Annotated in this window: 20 protein-coding genes; 7 read left to right on the forward strand and 13 right to left on the reverse strand. The window is 71.0% G+C overall.

Annotated features, from left to right (window positions below; all coding sequences use genetic code 11):
- Positions 1-123 precede the first annotated feature (123 nt).
- Complete coding sequence (locus tag ACFVWW_RS16290; protein ID WP_384187443.1) at positions 124-1,470, forward strand: UDP-glucose dehydrogenase family protein; 1,347 nt, start codon at positions 124-126, stop codon at positions 1,468-1,470.
- 16 nt (positions 1,471-1,486) lie between these two features.
- On the opposite strand, the gene ACFVWW_RS16295 is transcribed toward ACFVWW_RS16290, so the two are convergent.
- Positions 1,487-2,005, reverse strand: a complete 519-nt coding sequence (locus tag ACFVWW_RS16295; RefSeq protein ID WP_386879425.1) for a CGNR zinc finger domain-containing protein — start codon at positions 2,003-2,005, stop codon at positions 1,487-1,489.
- A 92-nt stretch (positions 2,006-2,097) separates the two neighbouring features.
- Between ACFVWW_RS16295 and ACFVWW_RS16300 the strand changes: the two genes are divergently transcribed.
- Entirely contained in the window at positions 2,098-2,460 is a 363-nt protein-coding gene (locus ACFVWW_RS16300; protein ID WP_383914343.1) for a VOC family protein, read from the forward strand.
- A gap of 265 nt (positions 2,461-2,725) precedes the next feature.
- Here ACFVWW_RS16300 and ACFVWW_RS16305 read toward each other — a convergent pair whose 3' ends face one another.
- Genes ACFVWW_RS16305 through ACFVWW_RS16315 form a run of 3 tightly spaced genes read right to left on the reverse strand, consistent with a single transcriptional unit; the run spans position 2,726 to position 5,609 of the window.
- Positions 2,726-3,943, reverse strand: coding sequence for a dipeptidase (locus tag ACFVWW_RS16305; RefSeq protein WP_386879426.1), 1,218 nt, complete (start codon positions 3,941-3,943; stop codon positions 2,726-2,728).
- Between the two features lie 5 nt (positions 3,944-3,948).
- Positions 3,949-4,473, reverse strand: a complete 525-nt coding sequence (purE, locus tag ACFVWW_RS16310) for a 5-(carboxyamino)imidazole ribonucleotide mutase (RefSeq protein ID WP_384187433.1) — start codon at positions 4,471-4,473, stop codon at positions 3,949-3,951.
- Complete coding sequence (locus ACFVWW_RS16315) at positions 4,470-5,609, reverse strand: 5-(carboxyamino)imidazole ribonucleotide synthase (protein ID WP_384336544.1); 1,140 nt, start codon at positions 5,607-5,609, stop codon at positions 4,470-4,472. Before ACFVWW_RS16315 ends, purE begins: the two co-directional genes overlap by 4 nt.
- 169 nt (positions 5,610-5,778) lie before the next feature.
- On the opposite strand from ACFVWW_RS16315, the gene ACFVWW_RS16320 reads away from it, so the two are divergent.
- Positions 5,779-6,282 carry a GtrA family protein gene (locus tag ACFVWW_RS16320; protein WP_384187485.1) on the forward strand — a complete coding sequence of 168 codons (504 nt, stop codon included), beginning with the start codon at positions 5,779-5,781 and terminating at the stop codon, positions 6,280-6,282.
- A 23-nt stretch (positions 6,283-6,305) separates the two neighbouring features.
- Here the strand turns inward: ACFVWW_RS16320 and ACFVWW_RS16325 are convergent, their stop codons facing one another.
- The 4 genes from ACFVWW_RS16325 to ACFVWW_RS16340 all read right to left on the reverse strand — a co-directional run bounded on the left by ACFVWW_RS16325 (position 6,306) and on the right by ACFVWW_RS16340 (position 9,672).
- On the reverse strand, positions 6,306-7,583 hold the full coding sequence (locus tag ACFVWW_RS16325; protein ID WP_386879427.1) for an ATP-binding protein: 1,278 nt from the start codon (positions 7,581-7,583) through the stop codon (positions 6,306-6,308).
- A 55-nt stretch (positions 7,584-7,638) separates the two neighbouring features.
- The gene (locus ACFVWW_RS16330) at positions 7,639-8,316 is read right to left on the reverse strand and encodes a response regulator transcription factor (protein WP_384187424.1); all 678 of its coding nucleotides are present in this window, start codon (positions 8,314-8,316) and stop codon (positions 7,639-7,641) included.
- A 310-nt stretch (positions 8,317-8,626) separates the two neighbouring features.
- On the reverse strand, positions 8,627-9,115 hold the full coding sequence (locus ACFVWW_RS16335; protein ID WP_386879428.1) for an ATP-binding protein: 489 nt from the start codon (positions 9,113-9,115) through the stop codon (positions 8,627-8,629).
- 188 nt (positions 9,116-9,303) lie between these two features.
- Positions 9,304-9,672: an STAS domain-containing protein gene (locus ACFVWW_RS16340; protein WP_384187419.1), complete on the reverse strand. Its 369-nt coding sequence runs from the start codon at positions 9,670-9,672 to the stop codon at positions 9,304-9,306.
- Positions 9,673-9,969: 297 nt separating this feature from the next.
- On the opposite strand from ACFVWW_RS16340, the gene ACFVWW_RS16345 reads away from it, so the two are divergent.
- Both ACFVWW_RS16345 and ACFVWW_RS16350 read left to right on the forward strand, forming a co-directional pair.
- Positions 9,970-10,875: an RNA polymerase sigma factor SigF gene (locus ACFVWW_RS16345; RefSeq protein ID WP_386879429.1), complete on the forward strand. Its 906-nt coding sequence runs from the start codon at positions 9,970-9,972 to the stop codon at positions 10,873-10,875.
- A gap of 298 nt (positions 10,876-11,173) precedes the next feature.
- Positions 11,174-12,397, forward strand: coding sequence for a cytochrome P450 (locus ACFVWW_RS16350; protein ID WP_386879439.1), 1,224 nt, complete (start codon positions 11,174-11,176; stop codon positions 12,395-12,397).
- 308 nt (positions 12,398-12,705) lie between these two features.
- Here ACFVWW_RS16350 and ACFVWW_RS16355 read toward each other — a convergent pair whose 3' ends face one another.
- On the reverse strand, positions 12,706-13,074 hold the full coding sequence (locus ACFVWW_RS16355) for a DUF6415 family natural product biosynthesis protein (RefSeq protein WP_384187413.1): 369 nt from the start codon (positions 13,072-13,074) through the stop codon (positions 12,706-12,708).
- A 132-nt stretch (positions 13,075-13,206) separates the two neighbouring features.
- Between ACFVWW_RS16355 and ACFVWW_RS16360 the strand changes: the two genes are divergently transcribed.
- Entirely contained in the window at positions 13,207-14,577 is a 1,371-nt protein-coding gene (locus ACFVWW_RS16360) for a hypothetical protein (RefSeq protein ID WP_386879430.1), read from the forward strand.
- Positions 14,578-14,648: 71 nt separating this feature from the next.
- On the opposite strand, the gene hutI is transcribed toward ACFVWW_RS16360, so the two are convergent.
- The 4 genes from hutI to hutU are packed head-to-tail and all read right to left on the reverse strand — an operon-like array spanning position 14,649 to position 20,207.
- A complete protein-coding gene (hutI, locus tag ACFVWW_RS16365; RefSeq protein ID WP_386879431.1) occupies positions 14,649-15,851 on the reverse strand; it encodes an imidazolonepropionase in 1,203 nt (400 codons plus the stop codon).
- Between the two features lie 44 nt (positions 15,852-15,895).
- Complete coding sequence (locus tag ACFVWW_RS16370) at positions 15,896-17,305, reverse strand: formimidoylglutamate deiminase (protein WP_386879432.1); 1,410 nt, start codon at positions 17,303-17,305, stop codon at positions 15,896-15,898.
- Positions 17,302-18,492 (reverse strand): allantoate amidohydrolase, encoded by a 1,191-nt coding sequence (locus ACFVWW_RS16375; RefSeq protein WP_386879440.1) that lies wholly within the window; start codon positions 18,490-18,492, stop codon positions 17,302-17,304. Before ACFVWW_RS16375 ends, ACFVWW_RS16370 begins: the two co-directional genes overlap by 4 nt.
- A 56-nt stretch (positions 18,493-18,548) precedes the next feature.
- Positions 18,549-20,207: a urocanate hydratase gene (gene hutU / locus ACFVWW_RS16380; RefSeq protein ID WP_386879433.1), complete on the reverse strand. Its 1,659-nt coding sequence runs from the start codon at positions 20,205-20,207 to the stop codon at positions 18,549-18,551.
- A 126-nt stretch (positions 20,208-20,333) separates the two neighbouring features.
- On the opposite strand from hutU, the gene ACFVWW_RS16385 reads away from it, so the two are divergent.
- Entirely contained in the window at positions 20,334-21,737 is a 1,404-nt protein-coding gene (locus tag ACFVWW_RS16385; RefSeq protein ID WP_386879434.1) for a diaminopimelate decarboxylase, read from the forward strand.
- Positions 21,738-21,776 lie beyond the last annotated feature (39 nt).

Raw genomic sequence — 21,776 nt, forward strand, 5'->3', positions numbered from 1 at the left:
CGCCGCAGGCATAGGTGAGTTTGCCGACAGCGGCCGGACACAGGGAGATGTGCCCCTGCGGAGCCCCCGTGACGCGCGGCTATGCTCGGGCCCGCACCCGCCCGCATCTCTCTGGAGCACCTCATGGCCCTCAAGATCACCGTGATCGGCACCGGCTACCTCGGCGCCACGCATGCCGCGGCCATGGCGGAGCTGGGCTTCGAGGTCCTCGGTCTGGATGTGGTCCCGGAGAAGATCGAGATGCTGTCCGCGGGCCGCGTCCCGATGTACGAACCCGGCCTGGAAGAACTGCTGCGCAAGCATGTCGCCGGGATCGAGGGGTCGAGCGGGCGGCTGCGGTTCACCATGGACTGGGCGGAGATCGCGGAGTTCGGCGATGTGCACTTCGTCTGCGTGAACACCCCGCAGAAGCACGGCGAGTACGCCTGCGACATGTCGTACGTCGACTCCGCGGTCGAGAGCCTCGCCAAGCATCTGGCCAGGCCCGCGCTGGTCGTCGGCAAGTCCACGGTGCCGGTGGGCAGCGCGGAGCGGCTCGCGGCCCGCATCGTCGAACTGGCCCCGGCGGGCGGCGAGGTGGAGCTCGCCTGGAACCCGGAGTTCCTGCGCGAGGGCTTCGCCGTACAGGACACGCTGCACCCGGACCGGATCGTGGTGGGCGTACGCAGCGAGCACGCCGAGCGGGTGCTGCGCGAGGTGTACGCGACGCCGGTCGGCGAGGGCTCGCCGTTCGTGGTCACGGACTTCCCGACCGCCGAGCTGGTGAAGACGTCCGCGAATTCCTTCCTGGCCACGAAGATCTCGTTCATCAACGCGATGGCGGAGGTCTGCGAGGCGGCAGGCGGCGATGTCGCCAAACTGGCCGAGGCGTTGGGGCACGACGAGCGGATCGGCAAGAAGTTCCTGCGCGCGGGGATCGGCTTCGGCGGGGGCTGTCTGCCGAAGGACATCCGGGCGTTCATGGCGCGCGCCGGCGAACTGGGCGCGGACCAGGCACTGACGTTCCTGCGCGAGGTCGACTCGATCAATATGCGGCGCCGCGGCCACATGGTCGAGCTGGCCCGCGAGGCCGTGGGCGGTGACTCGTCCTTCCTCGGGAAGCGGGTCGCGGTGCTGGGCGCGACCTTCAAGCCGGACTCCGACGACGTACGGGACTCCCCCGCGCTCAATGTCGCCGGGCAGATCCATCTCCAGGGCGGCCAGGTGACGGTGTACGACCCCAAGGGCATGGAGAACGCCAAGCGGCTCTTCCCGACCCTGGGTTACGCGGACTCCGCGGTGGCGGCGGTGCGCGGCGCGGACGTCGTCCTGCACCTGACGGAGTGGAGCGAGTTCCGCGAGCTGGACCCGGCGGTCCTGGGCGAGGCGGTGTCCCGCCGGCTGATCCTGGACGGCCGCAACGCGCTGGACCCGGAGCTGTGGCGCGCGGCGGGCTGGACGTACCGCGCGATGGGGCGCCCGCGGGCCTGACGACCCCTGCCCGCCGCTACTCCGCGGTCGTGCGGCGGGCGCGGTAGGTGCGCATTTTGGCGCGGGCGCCGCAGACCGACATCGAGCACCAGCGGCTCCGGCAGGCCGGGCTGCGGTCGTAGTACGCCCACTGGCAGTCTTCCGCCTCGCACGCCTTGAGACGTGACCAGGTGCCGTCGGCGGCAGCGGCCGCGATGGCCGCGGCGATACGGGACGTCAGCGCGTCCGGGTCGCCGGCGGGGCGGAGCGCGGCCGCGCCCCGGGCGTCGACCGTGACCCGTAGCGGGGCGTCGGCGAGCAGCCGGTCGAGATCGGCCGTCGAGCGGCCCGGCGGGCGGTGGCCCGCGTGGACGAGGCACACCGTGCGCAGCGCCTCGCGGAGTTCGCGGGCCGCCGGGGTGTCCCCTTCGGTGAGACCGAAGGCGGCGCGGCCGTCCGCCGTATCGAGGGTGTCGGCGCCCGTCTCGATGTCGAGCGTGTTCACCAGGGCCTCGATCAGGGCGAGCCCTCCCGGTGCGGGCGGCCTGTCATTCATGGTTGCGACGTTACCTCTTATACGGGAGCATGCAGTAACCGTTACCCCTTGAAGGGGTTTAGCAGTAACAGCCGAAGCGAGGAGAGAACGCCATGGCCATCGCCACTCTGGGCACCGTCGTCCTGGACTGTCCCGACCCGGTCGCGCTCGCGGGTTTCTACGCTCAGGTGCTGGGCGGTGAGGTCGAGGACGACGGCGACGGCTGGGTCGAGCTGACCGGCGCGCCCGGCACCACGCTCGCCTTCCAGGTCGCGCCCGGCTTCGTACCGCCGTCCTGGCCCGCGCCGGAAGGCTCGCAGCAGTTCCATCTGGACCTGAAGGTCGAGGACCTGGACACGGCGGAGAAGCAGGTGCTCGCACTGGGCGCGACGACCCTGGACACGGCGGACGCGTCCCGCACGTGGCGCGTCTACGCGGACCCGGCGGGCCACCCGTTCTGCCTCTGCGCCTGCTGATTCGCCGTCCGGCGGGGGGTACGGGTGCGGGTTGTCTTGGGCGGGGGCCGGTTGTTCGGGCGCGGGCCCACCGGCGGGAGGGGGTCGGGGGTGCAGGAGGTGCGTGACCGGACGTAAAGCGTGATTTGTGGCGCACACCGAGCCGCACCCGGGATCCGACCAGCACGGCGCCGTAAATCATGCAGTCCGGACACGCGCCTCCGGAACCCCCGGCACCCGCACCACGACGAACTGCCCCGCACCCCGCCACCACGCCAGACCGCGACTACACGCGCACCCCGTCCAGGTCCGTGATCCGTGCCTGCGAAGGACCCCGCTCGTCCCGTAGCCCCCGCGCCACCTCCTCCGCCGCACGCAGCACACGCACCGCGTTCTGCCACGTCAGCTTCGACAGGTCCGACGTGGACCACTTCCGGGACAGGAGTTCCGCGATCAGGTTCGGATAGCCCGCGACATCCTCCAGCCCCGTCGGCGTGAAGGCCGTGCCGTCGAAGTCGCCGCCGATGCCGATGTGGTCGACCCCGGCGATCTCGCGCATGTGGTCCAGATGGTCGGCCACCGTCGCCGCTGTCGCCATCGGGCGCGGGTTCGATGCCTCGAAGGCCTGGTGGATCTTCATCGCCTCGGGCGTGGTGTCGAGGGCGTGCAGGCCGTGCGCCCGCATGTTCTCGTCCGCCCTCGCCGTCCAGGCCACCGCCGCCGGGAGGATGAACTTCGGTACGAACGTGGCCATCGCGACCCCGCCGTTGTCGCGCAGCAGCGCCAGCACATCGTCCGGGATGTTGCGCGGGTGGTCACAGATCGCCCGCGCCGACGAGTGCGAGAAGATCACCGGCGCCTCGGTCACGGCGAGCGCGTCGTGCATCGTCGTGACGGCCACATGCGAGAGGTCGACCAGCATGCCGGTCCGGTTCATCTCGCGGACCACCTCGTGGCCGAAGGCCGAGAGGCCCCCGACGCCCGGGGCGTCCGTCGCCGAGTCCGCCCACGCGATGTTGTCGTTATGGGTCAGCGTCATATAGCGGACGCCCAGAGTATGGAGGGCCCGCAGCGTGGCGAGGGAGTTGTTGATGGAGTGGCCGCCCTCGGCCCCCATCAGCGAGGCGATCCTGCCCTGGCGGCGCGCGGTCTCCATGTCGTCCGCCGTGCTCGCGCGGGCCAGGTCCTGCGGGTAGCGGGCAAGCAGCCGGCCGACCACGTCGATCTGTTCCAGCGTCGCGCTCACCGCGTCGTCGCCGGCCATGTCGGACCGTACGAACACCGACCAGAACTGTCCGCCGACCCCGCCCCGCCGTAGCCGGGGGAGGTCCGTGTGCAGATGCGCCGACTGGTCGTCGGCGATGTCGAGCCGGTCCAGGTCGTAGCGGACCTGCTCACGCAGCGCCCACGGCAGGTCGTTGTGACCGTCGACCACGGGGAAGGTGGCCAGCAGCTCCCGCGCCTCGTCGAGGAAGTCCGTGGCGCCCGCGGCCGTCGAGCCCACGGCCGTCACTTCCCGAACCCGAAGTGCTCCGAGCCTTCGACCTTCGCGCGCAGCCGCTTGCCCTTCGCCGTGGCCTGGTCGTTCAGCTCCTGCTGGAATTCGCGGATCCGGGTCTGGAGGTCCGGGTCGTGGGCCGCGAGGATACGGGCCGCCAGCAGGCCCGCGTTCCGGGCGCCGCCGACCGAGACGGTGGCGACCGGCACACCGGCCGGCATCTGGACGATGGACAGCAGCGAGTCCATGCCGTCGAGGTACTTCAGGGGTACGGGAACGCCGATCACCGGCAGCGGTGTCACCGAGGCGAGCATGCCCGGCAGGTGGGCCGCCCCGCCCGCGCCCGCGATGATCGCCTTGAGCCCGCGCCCGGCCGCCTCCTCGCCGTACGCGATCATCTCGCGCGGCATCCGGTGCGCGGAGACGACGTCGACCTCGTACGGGATCTCGAACTCGTGGAGGGCCTGCGCGGCGGCCTCCATGACGGGCCAGTCGGAGTCCGAGCCCATCACGACGCCAACTACGGGGGAAGTCATTCGGTGATCGTTCCTCGGAGGTAGCCGGCGGCGTGGCGGGCGCGCTCCAGCACGTCGTCCAGGTCGTCGCCGTAGGTGTTGACATGACCCACCTTGCGGCCGGGCTTCACGTCCTTGCCATACATATGGATCTTCAGCTGGGGATCCCGGGCCATGCAGTGCAGATAGGCCGCATACATATCGGGATAGTCACCGCCGAGGACGTTGCACATGACCGTCCAGGTCGCGCGCGGGCGCGGATCGCCGAGCGGCAGATCGAGCACGGCGCGCACATGGTTGGCGAACTGCGAGGTGATCGCGCCGTCCTGGGTCCAGTGCCCGGAGTTGTGCGGACGCATCGCCAGTTCGTTCACAAGTATCCGGCCGTCGCGGGTCTCGAAGAGCTCCACCGCGAGATGGCCGACGACGCCCAGCTCGGCGGCGATACGGAGCGCGAGCTGCTGGGCCTCGCCCGCCACCTCCGGCGAGAGGCCGGGCGCGGGCGCGATGACCGTGTCGCAGACGCCGTCGACCTGCTGCGACTCGACGACGGGATAGGCGACGGCCTGGCCGTGCGGGGAGCGGACGATGTTGGCCGCCAGCTCCCGTACGAAGTCGACCTTCTCCTCGGCGAGGACGGGGACACCGGCCCGGAACGGCTGCTCGGCGTCCTCCTCGGACCGTACGAACCAGACGCCCTTGCCGTCGTAGCCGCCGCGCACCGTCTTGAGGATGACCGGGAACCCGCCCACCTCGGCCGCGAAGGCCACGGCGTCGGCCGGGTCTGCCACGATCCGGTGACGCGGGCAGGGGGCGCCCAGCTCGGTGAGCCTGGCGCGCATCACCCCCTTGTCCTGGGCGTGCACGAGCGCGTCCGGGCCCGGCCTGACGGGGATGCCGTCGGCCTCCAGGGCGCGCAGATGCTCGATCGGCACATGTTCGTGATCGAACGTGATCACATCGCAGCCGCGCGCGAAGTCACGCAGCGTGTCCAGATCGCGATAGTCGCCGATGACGACATCGTTCACCACCTGGGCCGCCGAGTCCTGCGGGGTGTCACTGAGGAGCTTGAATCTGAGGCCGAGGGGGATGCCCGCCTCGTGGGTCATACGGGCGAGCTGACCGCCGCCGACCATGCCGACTACCGGGAACGTCACGCTCCCAGGGTATCCGCCGCCCGGCGGGGCCCGGTCCGCCGCGCCCTGCCCCGTACCGCCGTCGCCCGGTGTCGCGGACCGTTACGCGCAGTCGCCCGGCCGGCCTCATGAGCCGGTCGTTAGCATGGCCCGGGTACTGACAACCGAGCGGACGGGGCTGAGCGGGCAGATGAGCGAACGGGGCGCACTCCGCGTGCGGCTGGACCGGCTCGTGCGCGAGGCGGCCAAGTTCGGCGCGGTGGGCGGCGCGGGGCTGCTGGTCAATCTCCTGGTCTTCAATGTCGTACGGCACACCACCGAGATCCCCGTGGTGCGGGCCAGCATCCTGGCCACCGTCGTCGCCATCGCCTTCAACTACGTGGGCTTCCGCTACTTCACCTACCGGGACCGCGACAAGAGCCGCCGCACCAAGGAGCTGACGCTCTTCCTGCTGTTCAGCGTGGTCGGCCTGGTGATCGAGAACGGTGTGCTCTACGCCGCGACCTACGGCTTCGGCTGGGACACCCGGCTGCAGAGCAATGTGTTCAAGTTCCTCGGCATCGGGATCGCGACGCTCTTCCGCTTCTGGTCCTACCGCACCTGGGTGTTCCGGGCGCTGCCCATCGGCGGCGCGGAGCCGTCCGACGCGGCGTTCCTGGAGCGGCGGCGGTCCAAGGACGACCTCATCCGCTGACGCGTACGCCGTCCTTCCGCAGGTCAGCGGACCGGCCGCTCCGGTTCCTTCGCCGGCGCCGTGCGGGTACGGGCCTCCCGGCTGAGGAAGAGGGCGAAGACCGCCGGCTGCTGCTGGAGCAGCTCCAGCCGGCCGCCGTCCGCCTCCGCCAGATCGCGGGCCACGGCAAGGCCGATCCCGGTGGAGTTGCGGCCGCTGATGGTCCGCTCGAAGATCCGCGCCCCGAGGTCCGCCGGTACGCCGGGGCCCTCGTCGGTCACCTCGATGACGGCCTGATTGCCCGTGACCCGGGTGCGCAGGGCGACCGTACCGCCGCCGTGCATCAGCGAGTTCTCGATCAGGGCGGCGAGTACCTGGGCGACCGCGCCCGGGGTGGCCACCGCCCGCATGCCGTGCCGTCCCGAGCAGACGATGGCCCGTCCCGCGCTGCGGTAGGCGGGGCGCCACTCCTCGATCTGCTGCTGGACGACCTCGTCGAGGTCGAAGGCGACGGCGGAGCCCGTGCGCGGGTCGCGGGCGTTGGTGAGCAGCCGCTCCACCACGTCGGTCAGCCGCTCCACCTGCGTCAGCGCGAACGTCGCCTCTTCCCTCACGGTGTCCAGATCGTCGGTGGCGGAGATCTCCTCCAGCCGCATGGACAGCGCGGTGAGCGGGGTACGGAGCTGATGCGAGGCGTCCGCGGCGAGCCGCCGCTCGGCGGTGAGCATCCGCGCGATCCGCTCGGCGCTGGCGTCGAGGACATCCGCGACCCGGTCCAGCTCGGGCACCGCGTACCGCTTGTGGCGGGGGCGCGGGTCACCGGAGCCGAGGCGTTCCGCGGCCTCCGCGAGATCGGTGAGCGGTGAGGCCAGCTTGTTGGCCTGACGCACCGCCAGCAGTACGGCGGCGATGACGGCGAGCAGCGCCACCATGCCGATGATCAGCAGGGTGCGGCCGACCTCACGGGTGACCGAGGAGCGGGCCTCCTCGACGGTGACGTTCTCGCCCTCCTCGCCGCTTTTGACGGCCCGGATGACGCTGCCGCTGGGGCGCTCACCGATCTCGATCGGGGACCGGCCCGGGATGTCGATCCGGGCGTACCGTTCGACGTCGACCTGCTTGGCCAGGACCTCGGAGGTGATGTTCTCGCCGCCGAGGAGGCGGCTGTCGACGATGCCCACCAGGCGCAGCGCCTCGGAGTCGACGCTCTCCTGCGCGCTGCTGCTGATGGTGCGGGTCTCGACGATGACGAGCGACACCCCGAACACGGCGATGACGACGAGCACCACGGCGAGCGTGGAGTTGATCAGGCGACGGCGCAAGGTGCCCTCCGGGCGGGATGACGCGACGTAGGCACTCCTGGTGGCCGCGAGGGCGTCAGCTCTTCTCGAAGCGGAAGCCGACGCCCCGGACCGTGGCGATGTAGCGCGGGTTGGCGGCGTCGTCGCCGAGCTTCTTGCGCAGCCAGGAGATATGCATGTCGAGGGTCTTGGTGGACGACCACCAGGTGGTGTCCCAGACCTCGCGCATCAGCTGGTCGCGGGTGACGACGCGGCCCGCGTCACGGACGAGGACCCGCAGCAGGTCGAACTCCTTGGCCGTGAGCTGGAGTTCCTCGTCGCCCATCCAGGCGCGGTGCGACTCGACGTCGATCCGCACGCCATGGGTGGCGGGGGCCGGGGAGGGGTCGGAGGCGCCGCGCCGCAGCAGCGCCCGTACCCGCGCCAGCAGTTCGGCGAGCCGGAACGGCTTGGTCACGTAGTCGTCGGCGCCGGCGTCCAGGCCGACCACGGTGTCCACCTCGTCGGCGCGGGCGGTCAGCACCAGGATCGGTACGGCGTGGCCCTCGGCGCGCAGCCGGCGGGCGACTTCGAGGCCGTCCATTCCCGGCAGGCCCAGGTCGAGTACGACCAGGTCGACCCCGCCCTGAAGTCCGGCGTCCAGCGCGGTCGGACCGTCTTGGCGGACCTCGACCTCGTAACCCTCCCGCCGCAGGGCGCGAGCCAGCGGCTCCGAGATGGAAGCGTCGTCCTCGGCGAGCAGTACACGGGTCATGGGGTGATGGTAGACCGCACGGGGCAGCCCTCGGGCAGGTCTCGGCGAGGCCATGGCATCTGGGGTGCAATTCGCTGAATTACCTTCGAATGCAGGCATTCACTTTCAGACCTACCTGCGATTCGCCTCTCATGCTCTTCCATATCCCACTGCGTCATGTCATAGGGTGTCGAGACGCCTGTAGTACTAATCGGGGATCTTTGCTCTGCTGAGCGCCGAAGGTCCCTTTTCCGCGCCGGCGCCGCGCCGGTACGGACCCCCTCTATCTGCTGCCATGCCGGGCGGTCGGCTGGGGGACGGGGGGAACGCCCTACGCGGGCGCCGCCAGCTCCGCCCAGACCGTCTTGCCCGCCGCGCCCGGCGTCCTGACGACGCCCCAGTCGAGACAGAGCCGCTGCACGATGAACATGCCGTGGCCGCCGGGCCGGCCCGCGCGGTGCGGGGTACGGGGCGCCGGCTGTCCGGAACCACGGTCCGTGACCTCCAGCCGCAGCACTTTGGAGCTGCACGAGACGCGCAGCCCTTCGGGGCCCTCGGCGTGCAGACAGGCGTTGGTGACCAGCTCGGAGACGACCAGCAGCACATCCTCCGCCGCCGCCCGCCGGTCCGCGGTCTCGGCGGGGAGCCATCCCCAGTCGTGGAGCGCCTGGCGGGTGAAGTCGCGCGCCAGCGGGACGACACCGCTCGCGCCGGACAGCGCGAGCGTCCGTACCCACCCGTCGGACGTCGCGGAAGGTGGTACCGCATCGTCCGGCTCGGGGCCGATGTCGCCCGGCTGAGGCTGCCGGGTGGTGCTCATCAGCGCTTCACCTCACCGATTCCCGATTCACCGATTTGCGATTTCATCAATACAGAGAGTGCGGGGTGCTGTGCGCCCTGCCGGGGGTCTTCTGCCCCTACGAATCGTGACAACACCCACCTCCCGGTACGGAAGTGCGGACGCGCGTAGCGAACGGAGCGCACGGGCCGGAAACCGGGGCCGCGGGCTCAGTCGGCGAGGGCGTCGTGGAGTGAGTCATGAACGGTGAAAACGGCGTCCGCCCCGGTGATCTCGAAGACTCTCGCCACGACGGGCAGCATGCCGGCCAAGTGGACCCCTCCCCCGGCGGCGTCCGCCTTGAGGCGGGCGCCGAGCAGCACATTGAGCCCGGTGGAATCACAGAACTCGAGCTCGGAGCAGTCGACCACCAGCCGCGCCCTGCCCTGTTCGAGCGCGTCGTCCAGAGGTACGCGCAACAGCTCGGCCGTGTGGTGATCCAACTCACCGGCCACTGTCACGACCTCGCTCCGGCCCTCGGTCCGAACCTCGACCTGAAGCCGGCCCCGGTTCGCGCTGCCGACCGTCTGGCGGTCCATGCCCGTCCCTCTTCGCCGTGTCGTACGCCGTTGTCAGATGGTGTGTCCCGAATGGCGTGTCTCGGCGTCATCACAGGTCGATGACGCCGGTCGAACATTACGCCTTTCACACGCCGACCGGTAGCCGAACTCCCCAACAATATGGACATACCGAACAATTAACACTTGCAACTGTCCCTGCCGACCGGGTAGGGCTAGTAACGACACAACCGACTCGGACGGCTTTGGAGGCGCCGCACACCGTAGCGACGCGTATTGGCTTCGGCAGCCATATGCCGAGAACGATGGAGGAGACCCATGTCACCCCGGCTCGACGAAACGCGTGCCCCGTACGCGCCGTCGACAATCCCGCCCACACCTTCCGAGGCCGACGTCACGCCGACGACCGGCATGGAGGGCCTGGAGGACCTGCCCGAGATCCCGCCCTTCGACGAGGTGGGCGCGCTGGATGCCCGGGCCTTGTCGAAGACGCTCTTCGCGCGACTGGAATCCCTCGAAGAGGGCACGCACGAGCACGCATACGTCCGCAACACCCTGGTCGAGCTGAACCTCGCCCTGGTGAAGTTCGCGGCCTCCCGGTTCCGCACCCGCAGCGAACCGATGGAGGACATCGTCCAGGTCGGCACGATCGGCCTGATCAAGGCCATCGACCGCTTCGAGCTGAGCCGCGGCGTCGAGTTCCCCACCTTCGCGATGCCGACCATCGTCGGCGAGATCAAGCGCTTCTTCCGCGACACGTCGTGGTCGGTGCGCGTCCCGCGCAGGCTCCAGGAGCTCCGCCTCGACCTCGCCAAAGCGGGCGACGAACTGTCCCAGCAGCTCGACCGCGCCCCCACCGTCGGCGAACTCGCCCACCGTCTCGGCCTCACCAACGACGAGGTCGTCGAGGGCATGGCCGCGAGCAACGCGTACACCGCCAGCTCGCTGGACGCGCAGCCCGAGGACGACGACAACGAGGGCGCGCTCTCGGACCGGATCGGCTACGAGGACCACGGACTCGAAGGCATCGAGTACGTCGAGTCGCTGAAGCCGCTGATCGCGTGCCTTCCGCAGCGGGACCGTAAAATTCTCTCCCTGCGCTTCGTCGCCAATATGACGCAGTCGGAGATCGGCGAGGAGCTCGGCATCTCGCAGATGCATGTGTCGCGGCTGCTCTCGCGCACCCTCACCAAGCTCAGGAAGGGTCTGACGCTGGAGGAGTGACCTCCCGGCGGCCGGTGGTGCCGCTGACGGACCGTTGCCGTAAGGGCCTGCCCCCAAGGGGCGGGCCCTTACGCGTTGTTGACCGAGCCGTCCGGTACGGACACATTGCCGTCACGCTCGCGCGTGGCGATGACGGCGGTGGTACGGGGCGGAGCCAGAAGCCGCCGGTCAAGGGCTGAACAACTACTGTCCGAAGCCGCCCGGTCGCTTATAGGATCACAAAGTTCATCGGAGGGCCCGTGGCGAACGCGGGCATCGGCCGCGCTGGAAGGAGAGTCCCTTGACCGCGTCACACCGGATGGATCCGACGGGCGGCTGTCCGCACGCCGCCAACGCCGCGCTGCTCGCGAAGGGGGCCGTGGCGGAGGTCCTGCTCCCCGGTGACGTACCGGCCGCTGTCGTGCTCGGGCACGAGGCGCTGAAGGAGTTCATCGGCCATCCGGATGTCGCCAAGAACGCGCGGCACTTCACCGCGCTCCAGGAGGGGCGAATTCCGGACGGCTGGCCGCTGAAGACCTTCGCCACCGTCCAGGGCATGGTCACCGCGGACGGCGACGACCACCGGCGGCTGCGCTCACTGGTGAGCAAGGCGTTCACGGTCCGCCGGGTGGAGGCGCTGCGGCCGGGGGTCGAACGGCTCACCGCCGAACTGCTGGACGGCCTGGCGACAGCCGCGGCGGAGAACGGCGGCGTCGCCGACCTGCGGGAGCATTTCGCGCTGCCGCTGCCGATGAGTGTCATCAGCGAACTGCTGGGCGTGAAGAAGGAGTTCAGGGACCGGCTGCATGTGCTGTCGACGCTGGTGGTGAGCACGGACATCGGCCCCGAGGAGGCGATGGCCGCGAACCGCGAGATGGTGGCGGTGCTGGGCGCGGTCGCGGCCTCCTGCAAGGAACATCCGGGCGAGGACCTCACCAGCGCGCTGATCGCCGCGCGCGAGGAGGACGGTGACCGGCTCAGCGAGGCCGAGCTCATCGGCACGATGCTCGTGATGATCATCGCGGGCCATGAGACCACCCTGAACCTGATCACCAACGCGGTCCGCGCGCTGTGCGCCCACCGCGGCCAACTGGACCTGCTCCGGGCGGGCGGGGCCGACTGGGCGGACGCGGTCGAGGAGACCCTGCGCTGGGACAGCCCGGTCAGCTACTTCCCGTTCCGGTACCCGACGCGTGATCTGACCGTGGACGGCACGGTGATCCCACAGGGCACCCCGGTCCTGGCCGGCTTCTCGGCGGCGGGCCGCGATCCCGCGGCCCACGGTCCTGACGCGGACCGCTTCGACCTCACCCGGCGCTCCGCCACCCGCCATCTCTCCCTGGGCCACGGCGCGCACTACTGCCTGGGCGCGCCGCTGGCCAGGATGGAGACGGCGATTGCGCTGAAGCAGCTGTTCGCCCGCTTCCCGGAGCTGACGCTCGCGGCGCCGGAGGCGGAACTCCCCCGCCAGCGCAGCTTTGTGGGCAACAGCGTCCAGAGACTGCCGGTACGGCTGGGGCAGCCGGCCGCCGGCCGGGCCTAGCGTGCCGGCCGCGCTTGGGGTGCCGGCCGCGCGTCGTGTACCGACCGCGCTTCGGGTGCCGGTGGCTCTTCGGGCGCCGGGGTCACAGGCGCAGTCCGACGACCAGGGCGAGCGTCACGCCCAGCGTGCAGACCGCGACGACGAACCAGGCCTGCTGTTTCGCTTCCGGGGTCACCGGTCACTCTCCGGTCGGGTCGGCAGGACGATCACCGGCGGAAGTCCGTGGCGGGCGATGAACAGCCGGGAGGGCGGGGCCGCGGGCGTAGGGCACTGAGGTCGCTCGGGCACCGTCGTACAGGTCGGGTCGTTCATGGTCGGTGTCGTCCTTCGCGTTCGTGCAAGTAGTCCATGAAGGTGCGGCACATACGCGCCAGAGCGCGCATGTGGACCCAGTGCGCCATGGCCCCGTCCCCGGGTCCGCAGTAGCTCAGGTCGTACCAGTCCTTCAGCGCGCCCTTGGCCCGTACGGTGTGCTCGGCCTCGGGAACCCGTTCGACGCTCGCGACCAGGCGCGCGCCGTGCGCGACGAGCCGGGCGGTGAGATCGGCGATCTCCTCCGGGGGCGGCATCATGCGGTGCGGCGCCAGTGCGCGGTCGGCGTCGAAAGCGACGGCATCATGGTCGAGGGCTTTGGTGTGCGCGTTTTCGCCTGTGCCACCGGCTCTGTGGTCTGTCACTGTGTTCACCCTGGCCCCCGTCTTCGTGCGATTCAGCATCCTCGAAGAGATAACCGCGTAATAGCTCTCCCCGAGTACCGTGGGGAGCAGGTCTGATGATGAAAGCCATGAACGCATGGGGGAGTTGAAGACATGGCGAGTAACTCACGCATACCCAATTCCGGACTGGCCGGCCTGCTCGAACAGGCGAAGTGGTCCCGTTCGCAGTTCGCCCAGATCATCAATCGCATGGGTGCCGAGGCCGGTCTCGAGCTTCGTTACGACCAGTCCGCGGTGTCCCACTGGGTCGCGGGCACTACACCGAAGGAGCAGGTCAGAGCGCTGATCCTGGAGGCGTTCGCACGCAAGCTCAAGCGCCCGGTGACCCATGCGGAAGCCGGCCTCCCGGTCGCGTCCTCCGTCCGTGGCGCTGCCGCGTCCGCCACCTCTTCGGGGGGCGACACGTTCGAAGAGCTGGTCGAGATGGGGCGGGCCGACATGGACCCGTCACGGCGTGGCCTGATCGCGGCGGGTCTGTTCTCGGCCGCCGTGGTGGTGCCGCTGTTCCCCGATCTGGCGCAGGCCGCCACCGCGCCGGCCGTCCCCCCGGGGAAGAGGACGGTCAGGATCGGAGCCGCGCAGGTCCAGGCGGTGCGCACGATGACGGACCGTATCGCGAACATCCTGGACGAACTCGGCGGCGGTCACGCGCGTCCGATGGCCGCCGCGTTCCTGGTGAACACGGTCATGCCCTGGCTGAAAGCGGAGGCTGCCGAGGGCATACGGAACGACATGCTGGCCGCCGCGTCCGATCTGGTCTATCTGACCGGGTGGATGGCGATGTACGAGCGCGCCCACGGGCTCGGCCAGCGCTACTACCTCAGGGCCCTGGAGCTGGCCGGCGCCGCCGAGGACCACGTCACGTACTGCCGCACGCTGCGTGGCATGTCCCTCCAGGCGTCGAATCTCGGCTACGGCAAGCGGGCGCTGGAGCTCGCCGACTCGGCCGCCGAGGCGTCTCCGAAGGCGGAGCCGCGCCTTCAAGCCTTCCTGTCGGGGCAGCAGGCCCATGCCGCCGCGATGGTCGGGGACAAGCGCCAGGCGTTCACCCGGCTGCGGGAGACCGAGGCCGCGCTGACGAAGGCGGACAACCGGCGGGACTCCATCGGCGGCTACGACCAGACCGCGTATCTCTTCCATGTGTCGCATGTGCTGTACGAGTTCAAGGACCTGCCGGGGTCGATCGCCGCGCTCCAGCAGTCCCTGAGGGCGCAGCAGAAGAACGAACGCCAGGGCCGGGTCCACTTCCTGGGCGTACTGGCCCAGAGACAGCTGGAAATCGGCCATCTGGAAGCCGCCTGCGGGAGCTGGTGGCAGTTCCTCGATGTCTACGAGCATGTCTCGTCGGCGCGTGGTGACGAGCACTTCGAGACGATGCGGCGCCGGCTGAAGCCGTATCTGAAGAGCCTGGCGGTACGGCGGCTGGGGCCGAGGATCGACGAGGTCGCCGCGCTGAAGGGCTGAGAGCCGCGGGCTGAGGGGCTGGGCGCCGGGGCCCGGGTGGGGAAGTTTTTCAGTGGACGCGCGGAAGCCTCTCAGTGGACGCGCTTGCCGCGTTGCCAGACCGAGGAGACGAGGGGAACTCCCGGGCGGTAGGCCAGATGGACATGGCTCGGGGCGTCGAGGAGGGTGAGGTCGGCGCGGGCGCCGGGGGTGAGGCGGCCGATGTCCGTGCGGCGCAGGGCCGCCGCGCCACCGGCCGTCGCCGACCAGATCGCCTCGTCCGGGGTCATGCCCATGTCCCGTACGGCGAGGGCGATACAGAACGGCATCGACGAGGTGAAGGACGAGCCGGGGTTGCAGTCCGTCGAGAGCGCGACCGTGGCGCCCGCGTCGAGCAGACGGCGGGCGTCCGGCCACTCGGCGCGGGTGGAGAACTCCGCGCCGGGCAGCAGCGTGGCCACCGTGCCGCTGTGGGCGAGGGCGTCGACGTCCGCGTCGGTCAGATGGGTGCAGTGGTCGGCGGAGGCGGCGTCGAGTTCGACGGCGAGCTGGACGCCGGGGCCGTACGACAGCTGGTTGGCGTGCACGCGCGGATGCAGGCCCTTCGCCCGGCCGGCGGTGAGGATCGCGCGGGCCTGGTCGCCGTCGAAGGCGCCCTTCTCGCAGAAGACGTCGATCCAACGGGCGTACGGGGCACAGGCGTCGAGCATGTCGCCGGTGACGAGGGCGACATAGGCGGCGGGGTCGTCGGCGTAGTCGGGCGGGACGATGTGGGCGCCGAGGTAGGTGACTTCGTCGGTGTGTTCCCGTGCGATGCGCAGGGCGCGGGCCTCGTCCTCGACGGTCAGGCCGTAGCCGGACTTGGTCTCCAGGGTGGTCGTGCCCTGGCGGAGCGCCTCGGCCAGATAGCGCGCGACATTGGCGCTCAGCTGGGCGTCGGTCGCGGCGCGGGTCGCGGCGACGGTGGTGCGGATCCCGCCGGCGGAGTAGGCGCGGCCGGACATCCGGGCGTTGAACTCCCGGGTGCGGTCGCCCGCGAAGACGAGGTGCGAGTGGGAGTCCACGAACCCGGGGATCGCGGCCCGGCCGCCGGCGTCGACCGCGTTGTCAGTGGCGGGTGCTTTGCTTGATTCACCGACCCAGACGACGCGGTCGCCGTCGATGACGACGGCCGCGTCCTGGATCAGACCGATGGGGGTTCCGTCACCGAGGGAGGGGTCGTTGGTGACCAGACTGGCGATGTGGGTGATGGCCGTGGTGGTGGCGGTGTTCGTGGTCGTGCTGCTGGTCGTCATCGCGGGGGTGTTCTCCTTCGGCGGCTCCGGCCGCGTCGGCGGGGTCAGCCGCGCAGGGCTGCGATGGACTCGGCCAGGGCCGCGGGGACGTCGGGGACCAGGGCGTGGACCCCGTCCCGCACGATATGGCGGCCGCCCACGACCGTGTGGCGTACATCTGCCGCTGAGGCGGCGAATACGGCGGTCTCCGCGCCGAGCCGTGGCGGCGGGCCCGCTGTTCTGACCGAGTCGAGCGCGATCGTCATGAGGTCGGCGAGCGCGCCGCGCTCGATCCGGCCGGCCTCGGGCCATCCGATCGCCGCGTGGCCGTCGGCGGAGGCGGCGTGGAGCAGGGCGGCCGCCGTCCAGTGGCCGCGGCTGCGGGAGCGCAGCCGTTCGTCGAGTTCCATGGCGCGGGCCTCTTCGAGGAGGTCGATCACGGCGTGGCTGTCGCTGCCGAGCGACAGCGGCGAGCCCGCGCGCTGCAGCCGGGCCGCGGGGCCGATGCCGTCGGCCAGATCGCGTTCCGTGGTGGGGCACATACAGGTGCCGGTGCGGGAGGAGCCCAGCAGGGCGATGTCCTCGTCGGTGAGGTGGGTGTTGTGGACGCCGGTGGTGCGGGCGCCCAGGACACCGTGGTCGGCGAGGAGCCGGGTGGGGGTGCGGCCGTGGACAGCGAGGCAGGCGTCGTTCTCCGCGGTCTGTTCGGAGAGATGGACATGGAGCGGGGCGTTGCGGGCCGCGGCCCATTCGGCGACCGTGGCGAGCTGTTCCGCGGGTACGGCGCGTACGGAATGGATCGCCGCGCCGATCCGGGCATGGCCGCTGTCCTTGAGGGCCGAGACGCGCTCGGCCCAGGCGTCGGCGGTGCCGTCGGAGAAGCGGAGCTGGTGGCGGTCGGGCGGCGCCCCGCCGCGCCGCTTCGTGAGGCCGGAGGAGAGATAGGCGGTGTCGAGGAGGGTGATCCGGATCCCGGCCTCGCCGGCCGCCCCGATCAGGGCCTCGCCCATCGCGTTGGGATCGTCGTAGGGCGTGCCGCCCGGCGCGTGATGGAGGTAGTGGAACTCACCGACGGAGGTGATGCCGGCCAGCGCCATCTCGGCGTACACGGCGCGGGCGAGCGCGTGGTACGAGTCCGGGGTGAGCCGGGCGGCGACCCCGTACATGACCTCGCGCCAGGTCCAGAAGGTGCCGGAGCCGACCTGGACGGTGGAGCGCAGGGCGCGGTGGAAGGCGTGGGAGTGGGCGTTGGCCAGGCCGGGGAGGGTCAGCCCGCGCAGCACGGTGGCGCCGGGCGGCGGGGTCTCGGTCCTGGTCCTGACCTCGCTGATCCGGCCGTCCGCGGTCTCGATGACCACACCCGGCTCGACGTGCGTGCCGAGCCAGGCGTGTTCCAGCCAGTACGTGGCGTCCGGGTGCCGCTGTGGCTCCTGGGTCGCCGGGGCCCCCTGCGGGGCCGCTGTCGGCCGCGTCATGCGCACGCGAGTCCTTCCAGTACGTCGGCGAGGGCCAGGATCCCGGCCACGCAGTCGTCCTCGGCCGCCGCCTCGGCCGGGGAGTGCGAGACCCCGGTCGGGTTCCGTACGAACAGCATGGCGGTGGGGATGGAGCCGGAGAGGATCCCCGCGTCGTGTCCCGCGCCGGTGCCGAGGACGGGGGGCCGGTCGCCGAGGATCTTGCCGAGCTGGTCCCGCAGGGCGTGCTCGAACTCGACGACGGGGGTGAGGGATTCCCGTACGACCCGCAGCTCGATACCGGCGCGGTCGGCGCTCTCGCGGGCGGCGGCCTCGATCCCGGCGACGACGGTGTCCAGGGCGCTCTGGTCGGCGGCGCGGGAGTCCAGCCAGCCACGGACGAGGGAGGGGATGGCGTTGACGCCGTTGGGCTCGACGGAGATCTTGCCGAAGGTGGCGAGGGCGCCGGCGAGTTCCGCCTCGCGGCGGGCGGCGAGGACGGTCTCGGCGTAGGTCAGCATCGGGTCGCGGCGGTCGGCGAGGCGCGTGGTGCCCGCGTGGTTGGCCTCGCCCCGGAAGTCGAACCGCCAGCGGCCGTGCGGCCAGATCGCGGACGCGATGCCGACGGGGTCGCCGGACAGGTCGAGGGCGCGGCCCTGCTCGACGTGCAGTTCGATGAACGCGCCGATCCGCGCGAGCCGTTCGGGGTCGGGCCCAATGGTGGACGGGTCGTATCCCGCGGCCTCCATCGCCCGGGGCAGCGGGACGCCGTCCCCGTCGCGCAGCTCGTGGGCCTTCTCGACGGTGAGCTGTCCTGCGGTGAGCCGGGAGCCGACGCAGGCGAGCCCGAAGCGGGCGCCTTCCTCGTCGCCGAAGTTGGTGACGGCCAGGGGCCTGCTGAACCGCGCTCCCCTGCGGCGGAGTTCATCGAGAGCGGCGAAGGAGGACACGACACCGAGCGGCCCGTCGAAGGCGCCGCCGTCGGGCACGGAGTCCAGATGTGACCCGGTGACGACGGCGTCCCCGGCGAGCGGGTCGCCGAGCCAGGCCCACTGGTTGCCGTTGCGGTCGAGTTCGTAGGCCAGCCCGCGGCTCTCGGCCTGCGCCCGGAACCAGGCCCGGCAGTCGGCGTCCGCGGCGGTCCAGGCGTACCGGCGGTAGCCGCCGCTGCCGGAGTCACGCCCGAGGGGGGCGAGATCGCGCCACATCTCCTGGAAGGAGGCGGTCCTGGCGGAAGGACCGCCCGCGGACCCGTCGTCGTGCGTCACGCGTCCTCCCGCATGGGGACGCGGACGGCGCGCTCGTCGGCGACCGTTTCCGCGAGGTCGTAGCCCGCGTCGACATGGCGGATGACACCCATGCCCGGGTCGTTCGTGAGCACGCGGCGGATCTTCTCGCCGGCGAGCTTCGTGCCGTCGGCGACCGAGACCTGCCCGGCGTGGATGGAGCGGCCCATGCCGACGCCGCCGCCGTGGTGGATAGAGACCCAGGAGGCGCCCGAGGCGACATTGACCATGGCGTTGAGGAGGGGCCAGTCGGCGATGGCGTCGGAGCCGTCGAGCATGGCCTCGGTCTCGCGGTACGGGGAGGCGACCGAGCCGCAGTCCAGGTGGTCGCGGCCGATGACCAGCGGGGCGGCCAGCTCACCGGAGGCGACCATGTCGTTGAAGCGCTCGCCCGCCTTGTCACGCTCGCCGTAGCCGAGCCAGCAGATCCGGGCCGGCAGGCCCTGGAAGTGGACGCGCTCGCCCGCCATCTTGATCCAGCGGTGCAGGGACTCGTTCTCCGGGAAGAGGTCGAGGATCGCCTTGTCGGTCTTGTGGATGTCCGAGGCCTCACCGGACAGCGCCGCCCAGCGGAACGGTCCCTTGCCCTCGCAGAAGAGCGGCCTGATGTAGGCGGGCACGAAGCCGGGGAAGGCGAAGGCGCGCTCGTAGCCGGCCAGCTGGGCTTCGCCGCGGATGGAGTTGCCGTAGTCGAAGACCTCGGCGCCCGCGTCCATGAAGCCGACCATCGCCTCGACGTGCGTGGCCATCGACTCACGGGCGCGCAGGGTGAAGTCGGCGGGCTTCTCGGCGGCATACGCGGCCATGTCGTCGAAGTCGACGCCGAGCGGCAGATACGCCAGCGGGTCGTGCGCGGAGGTCTGGTCCGTGACGATGTCGATGGGGGCGCCCTCGGCGAGCATGCGCGGCAGCAGCTCCGCCGCGTTGCCGAGGAGGCCGATGGAGAGCGGACGGCGGGCGTCCCTGGCCTCGGTCGCCAGCTGGAGCGCGTGCTCCAGGCTGTCGGCCCGCACATCGAGGTAGCGGTGCTCGATCCGGCGCTCGATGGCGCGCGGGTCGCAGTCGATACAGATCGCGACGCCGTCGTTCATGGTCACGGCCAGCGGCTGGGCGCCGCCCATGCCGCCCAGACCCGCGGTGAGGGTGATCGTCCCGGCGAGCGTTCCGTTGAACTTCTTCTCGGCGACGGCGGCGAACGTCTCGTAGGTCCCCTGGAGGATGCCCTGCGTGCCGATGTAGATCCACGAACCGGCCGTCATCTGCCCGTACATGGTGAGCCCGAGGGACTCGAGCCGCCGGAACTCCTCCCAGTTCGCCCAGTCGCCGACCAGGTTGGAGTTGGCGAGCAGCACGCGCGGCGCCCACTCGTGGGTCTGCATCACGCCCACCGGGCGGCCGGACTGGACGAGCATCGTCTCGTCCTGCTTGAGCGTCCGCAGCGTGCGCACCATGGCGTCGAAGGAACGCCAGTCGCGGGCGGCCTTGCCGGTGCCGCCGTAGACGACGAGCTTGTCGGGGTGCTCGGCGACCTCGGGGTCCAGGTTGTTCTGCAGCATGCGGAGGGCGGCTTCCTGCTGCCATCCCAGGGCGCTCAGTTCCGTACCGCGCGGTGCCCGTACGGGGCGGGGTCCTGACATGGCGATGCCTCCTCCAAGGTGGATCTGTCACGGTGGATCTGTTGGCCTATCTATTCACATCCTGACTGGATGAATACTTGTAGTCAACAGCTGCGTGCCCGACCTGCGGATGATTGGCTGACGCCCATGGCTTCGGTTCAGCACAACAGTCAGAGCCCGGATCACGGCACGCGACACGGCGCCGACGGGCACACAGCCGCGGACACCGGCGCGGCGGCCCGCCGCGACCGGGCCGTCAGGGCCGCCGTGGAGCAGGGATTGATCACCGCTACGGAGCCGGTCGTCGCCCTGTTCGACGTGGCCGGAATCCGGTCCTCGGCCGCCGCGCTCCACAGCGCCTTCGAAGAGGTCACCGCGCCCGGCACCCCCGTCCTGCACGCCTTCGCCGTGAAGGCCGCGCCCCTCGTGCCCCTCCTGCGGCTGCTCTCCGAGCACGGCATAGGCGCCGAGGTCGCGAGCCCGGGCGAGCTGGCCCTCGCCCGCGCCGCGGGCATCGGGGCCGGCCGCACCGTCCTCGACTCCCCCGCCAAGACCCCCGCCGAGCTGCGCGAGGCCGTCGCCCTCGGCATCGCCGTCAACGCCGACAACCCGCAGGAGCTGGAGCGCATCGATGCCCTGGTCCGCTCGGGGCCGGCCTCCTCCCCGTTCGGGCTGCGGGTCAATCCGCAGATCGGCGCCGGCTCGATCGGCGCCCTGTCCACCGCGACCGCCACCTCCAAGTTCGGCGTCGCGCTGCGCGACGAAGGCGCCCGCGCCTGGGTCGTCCAGGCGTACCTGGACCGCCCCTGGCTGACCCGGCTGCACACCCACTCCGGCTCGCAGGGCGTCCCGCTGGAGCTCATGGCCCAAGGCGTACGAACGGTGTACGAGCTGGCCGAGGAGATCAACGCGGCGGCCGGGCGGGCGCAGATCGACACCCTCGACATCGGCGGCGGCCTCCCGGTCAACTTCGCCTCCGACGAGGAGACCCCGACCTACGCCACGTACGCCCGGCTGCTGAAGGACACCGTCCCCGGCCTGCTGGACGGCCGCTACGGACTGGTGACCGAGTTCGGCCGTTCGCTGGTCGCCAAGCACGGCACGGTCCTCGCCCGCGTCGAGTACGCCAAAACCTCGGGCGGCCGCCCCATCGCGGTGACCCACGCGGGCGCGCAGATCGCCACCCGTACCGTCTACGACCCGGTCTCCTGGCCGCTGCGCGTCGCCGCGTACGACCCCGAGGGGCATCCCAAGACCGGCCCCGCCGTCGCCCAGGACGTCGCGGGGCCGGCCTGCTTCGCGGGCGACCTGCTCGCCGAGAACCGGTCGCTGCCGCTGCTGAAGCAGGACGATCTCGTCGCCGCCCTCGACACCGGCGCGTACTACTTCACCAACCACTACGCCTACAACAGCCTGGTCAGGCCCGGCGTCCACGGCTTCACTGCGGCGCCCGACGGGGTGCGTTTCGCGCTGCTACGGGCACCGCAGACGGTCGAGGAGATCGTCACGGAGTCGGGCGGGGCGTACGTGGACGCGCTGCTGGACGACTGAGGCGGGACGGCCGAGGCCCTGTGCGCGGCCACGGCGGAC

The organism is Streptomyces sp. NPDC058198, assembly GCF_042882605.1.
In the GTDB taxonomy this organism is placed as follows: Bacteria; Actinomycetota; Actinomycetes; order Streptomycetales; family Streptomycetaceae; genus Streptomyces.

Excerpts from the sequence above, each read along its gene's own strand:
- ACFVWW_RS16290 (WP_384187443.1), top strand. The coding sequence starts at position 124 with ATGGCCCTCAAGATCACCGTGATCGGCACCGGCTACCTCGGCGCCACG.
- purE (WP_384187433.1), bottom strand. The coding sequence starts at position 4,473 with ATGACTTCCCCCGTAGTTGGCGTCGTGATGGGCTCGGACTCCGACTGG.
- hutI (WP_386879431.1), bottom strand. The coding sequence starts at position 15,851 with ATGACGACCAGCAGCACGACCACGAACACCGCCACCACCACGGCCATC.
- ACFVWW_RS16295 (WP_386879425.1), bottom strand. The coding sequence starts at position 2,005 with ATGAATGACAGGCCGCCCGCACCGGGAGGGCTCGCCCTGATCGAGGCC.
- ACFVWW_RS16330 (WP_384187424.1), bottom strand. The coding sequence starts at position 8,316 with ATGACCCGTGTACTGCTCGCCGAGGACGACGCTTCCATCTCGGAGCCG.
- ACFVWW_RS16320 (WP_384187485.1), top strand. The coding sequence starts at position 5,779 with ATGAGCGAACGGGGCGCACTCCGCGTGCGGCTGGACCGGCTCGTGCGC.
- ACFVWW_RS16335 (WP_386879428.1), bottom strand. The coding sequence starts at position 9,115 with ATGAGCACCACCCGGCAGCCTCAGCCGGGCGACATCGGCCCCGAGCCG.
- ACFVWW_RS16340 (WP_384187419.1), bottom strand. The coding sequence starts at position 9,672 with ATGGACCGCCAGACGGTCGGCAGCGCGAACCGGGGCCGGCTTCAGGTC.
- ACFVWW_RS16385 (WP_386879434.1), top strand. The coding sequence starts at position 20,334 with ATGGCTTCGGTTCAGCACAACAGTCAGAGCCCGGATCACGGCACGCGA.
- ACFVWW_RS16375 (WP_386879440.1), bottom strand. The coding sequence starts at position 18,492 with ATGTGGCGCGATCTCGCCCCCCTCGGGCGTGACTCCGGCAGCGGCGGC.
- ACFVWW_RS16345 (WP_386879429.1), top strand. The coding sequence starts at position 9,970 with ATGTCACCCCGGCTCGACGAAACGCGTGCCCCGTACGCGCCGTCGACA.
- hutU (WP_386879433.1), bottom strand. The coding sequence starts at position 20,207 with ATGTCAGGACCCCGCCCCGTACGGGCACCGCGCGGTACGGAACTGAGC.
- ACFVWW_RS16360 (WP_386879430.1), top strand. The coding sequence starts at position 13,207 with ATGGCGAGTAACTCACGCATACCCAATTCCGGACTGGCCGGCCTGCTC.
- ACFVWW_RS16350 (WP_386879439.1), top strand. The coding sequence starts at position 11,174 with ATGGATCCGACGGGCGGCTGTCCGCACGCCGCCAACGCCGCGCTGCTC.
- ACFVWW_RS16300 (WP_383914343.1), top strand. The coding sequence starts at position 2,098 with ATGGCCATCGCCACTCTGGGCACCGTCGTCCTGGACTGTCCCGACCCG.
- ACFVWW_RS16370 (WP_386879432.1), bottom strand. The coding sequence starts at position 17,305 with ATGACGCGGCCGACAGCGGCCCCGCAGGGGGCCCCGGCGACCCAGGAG.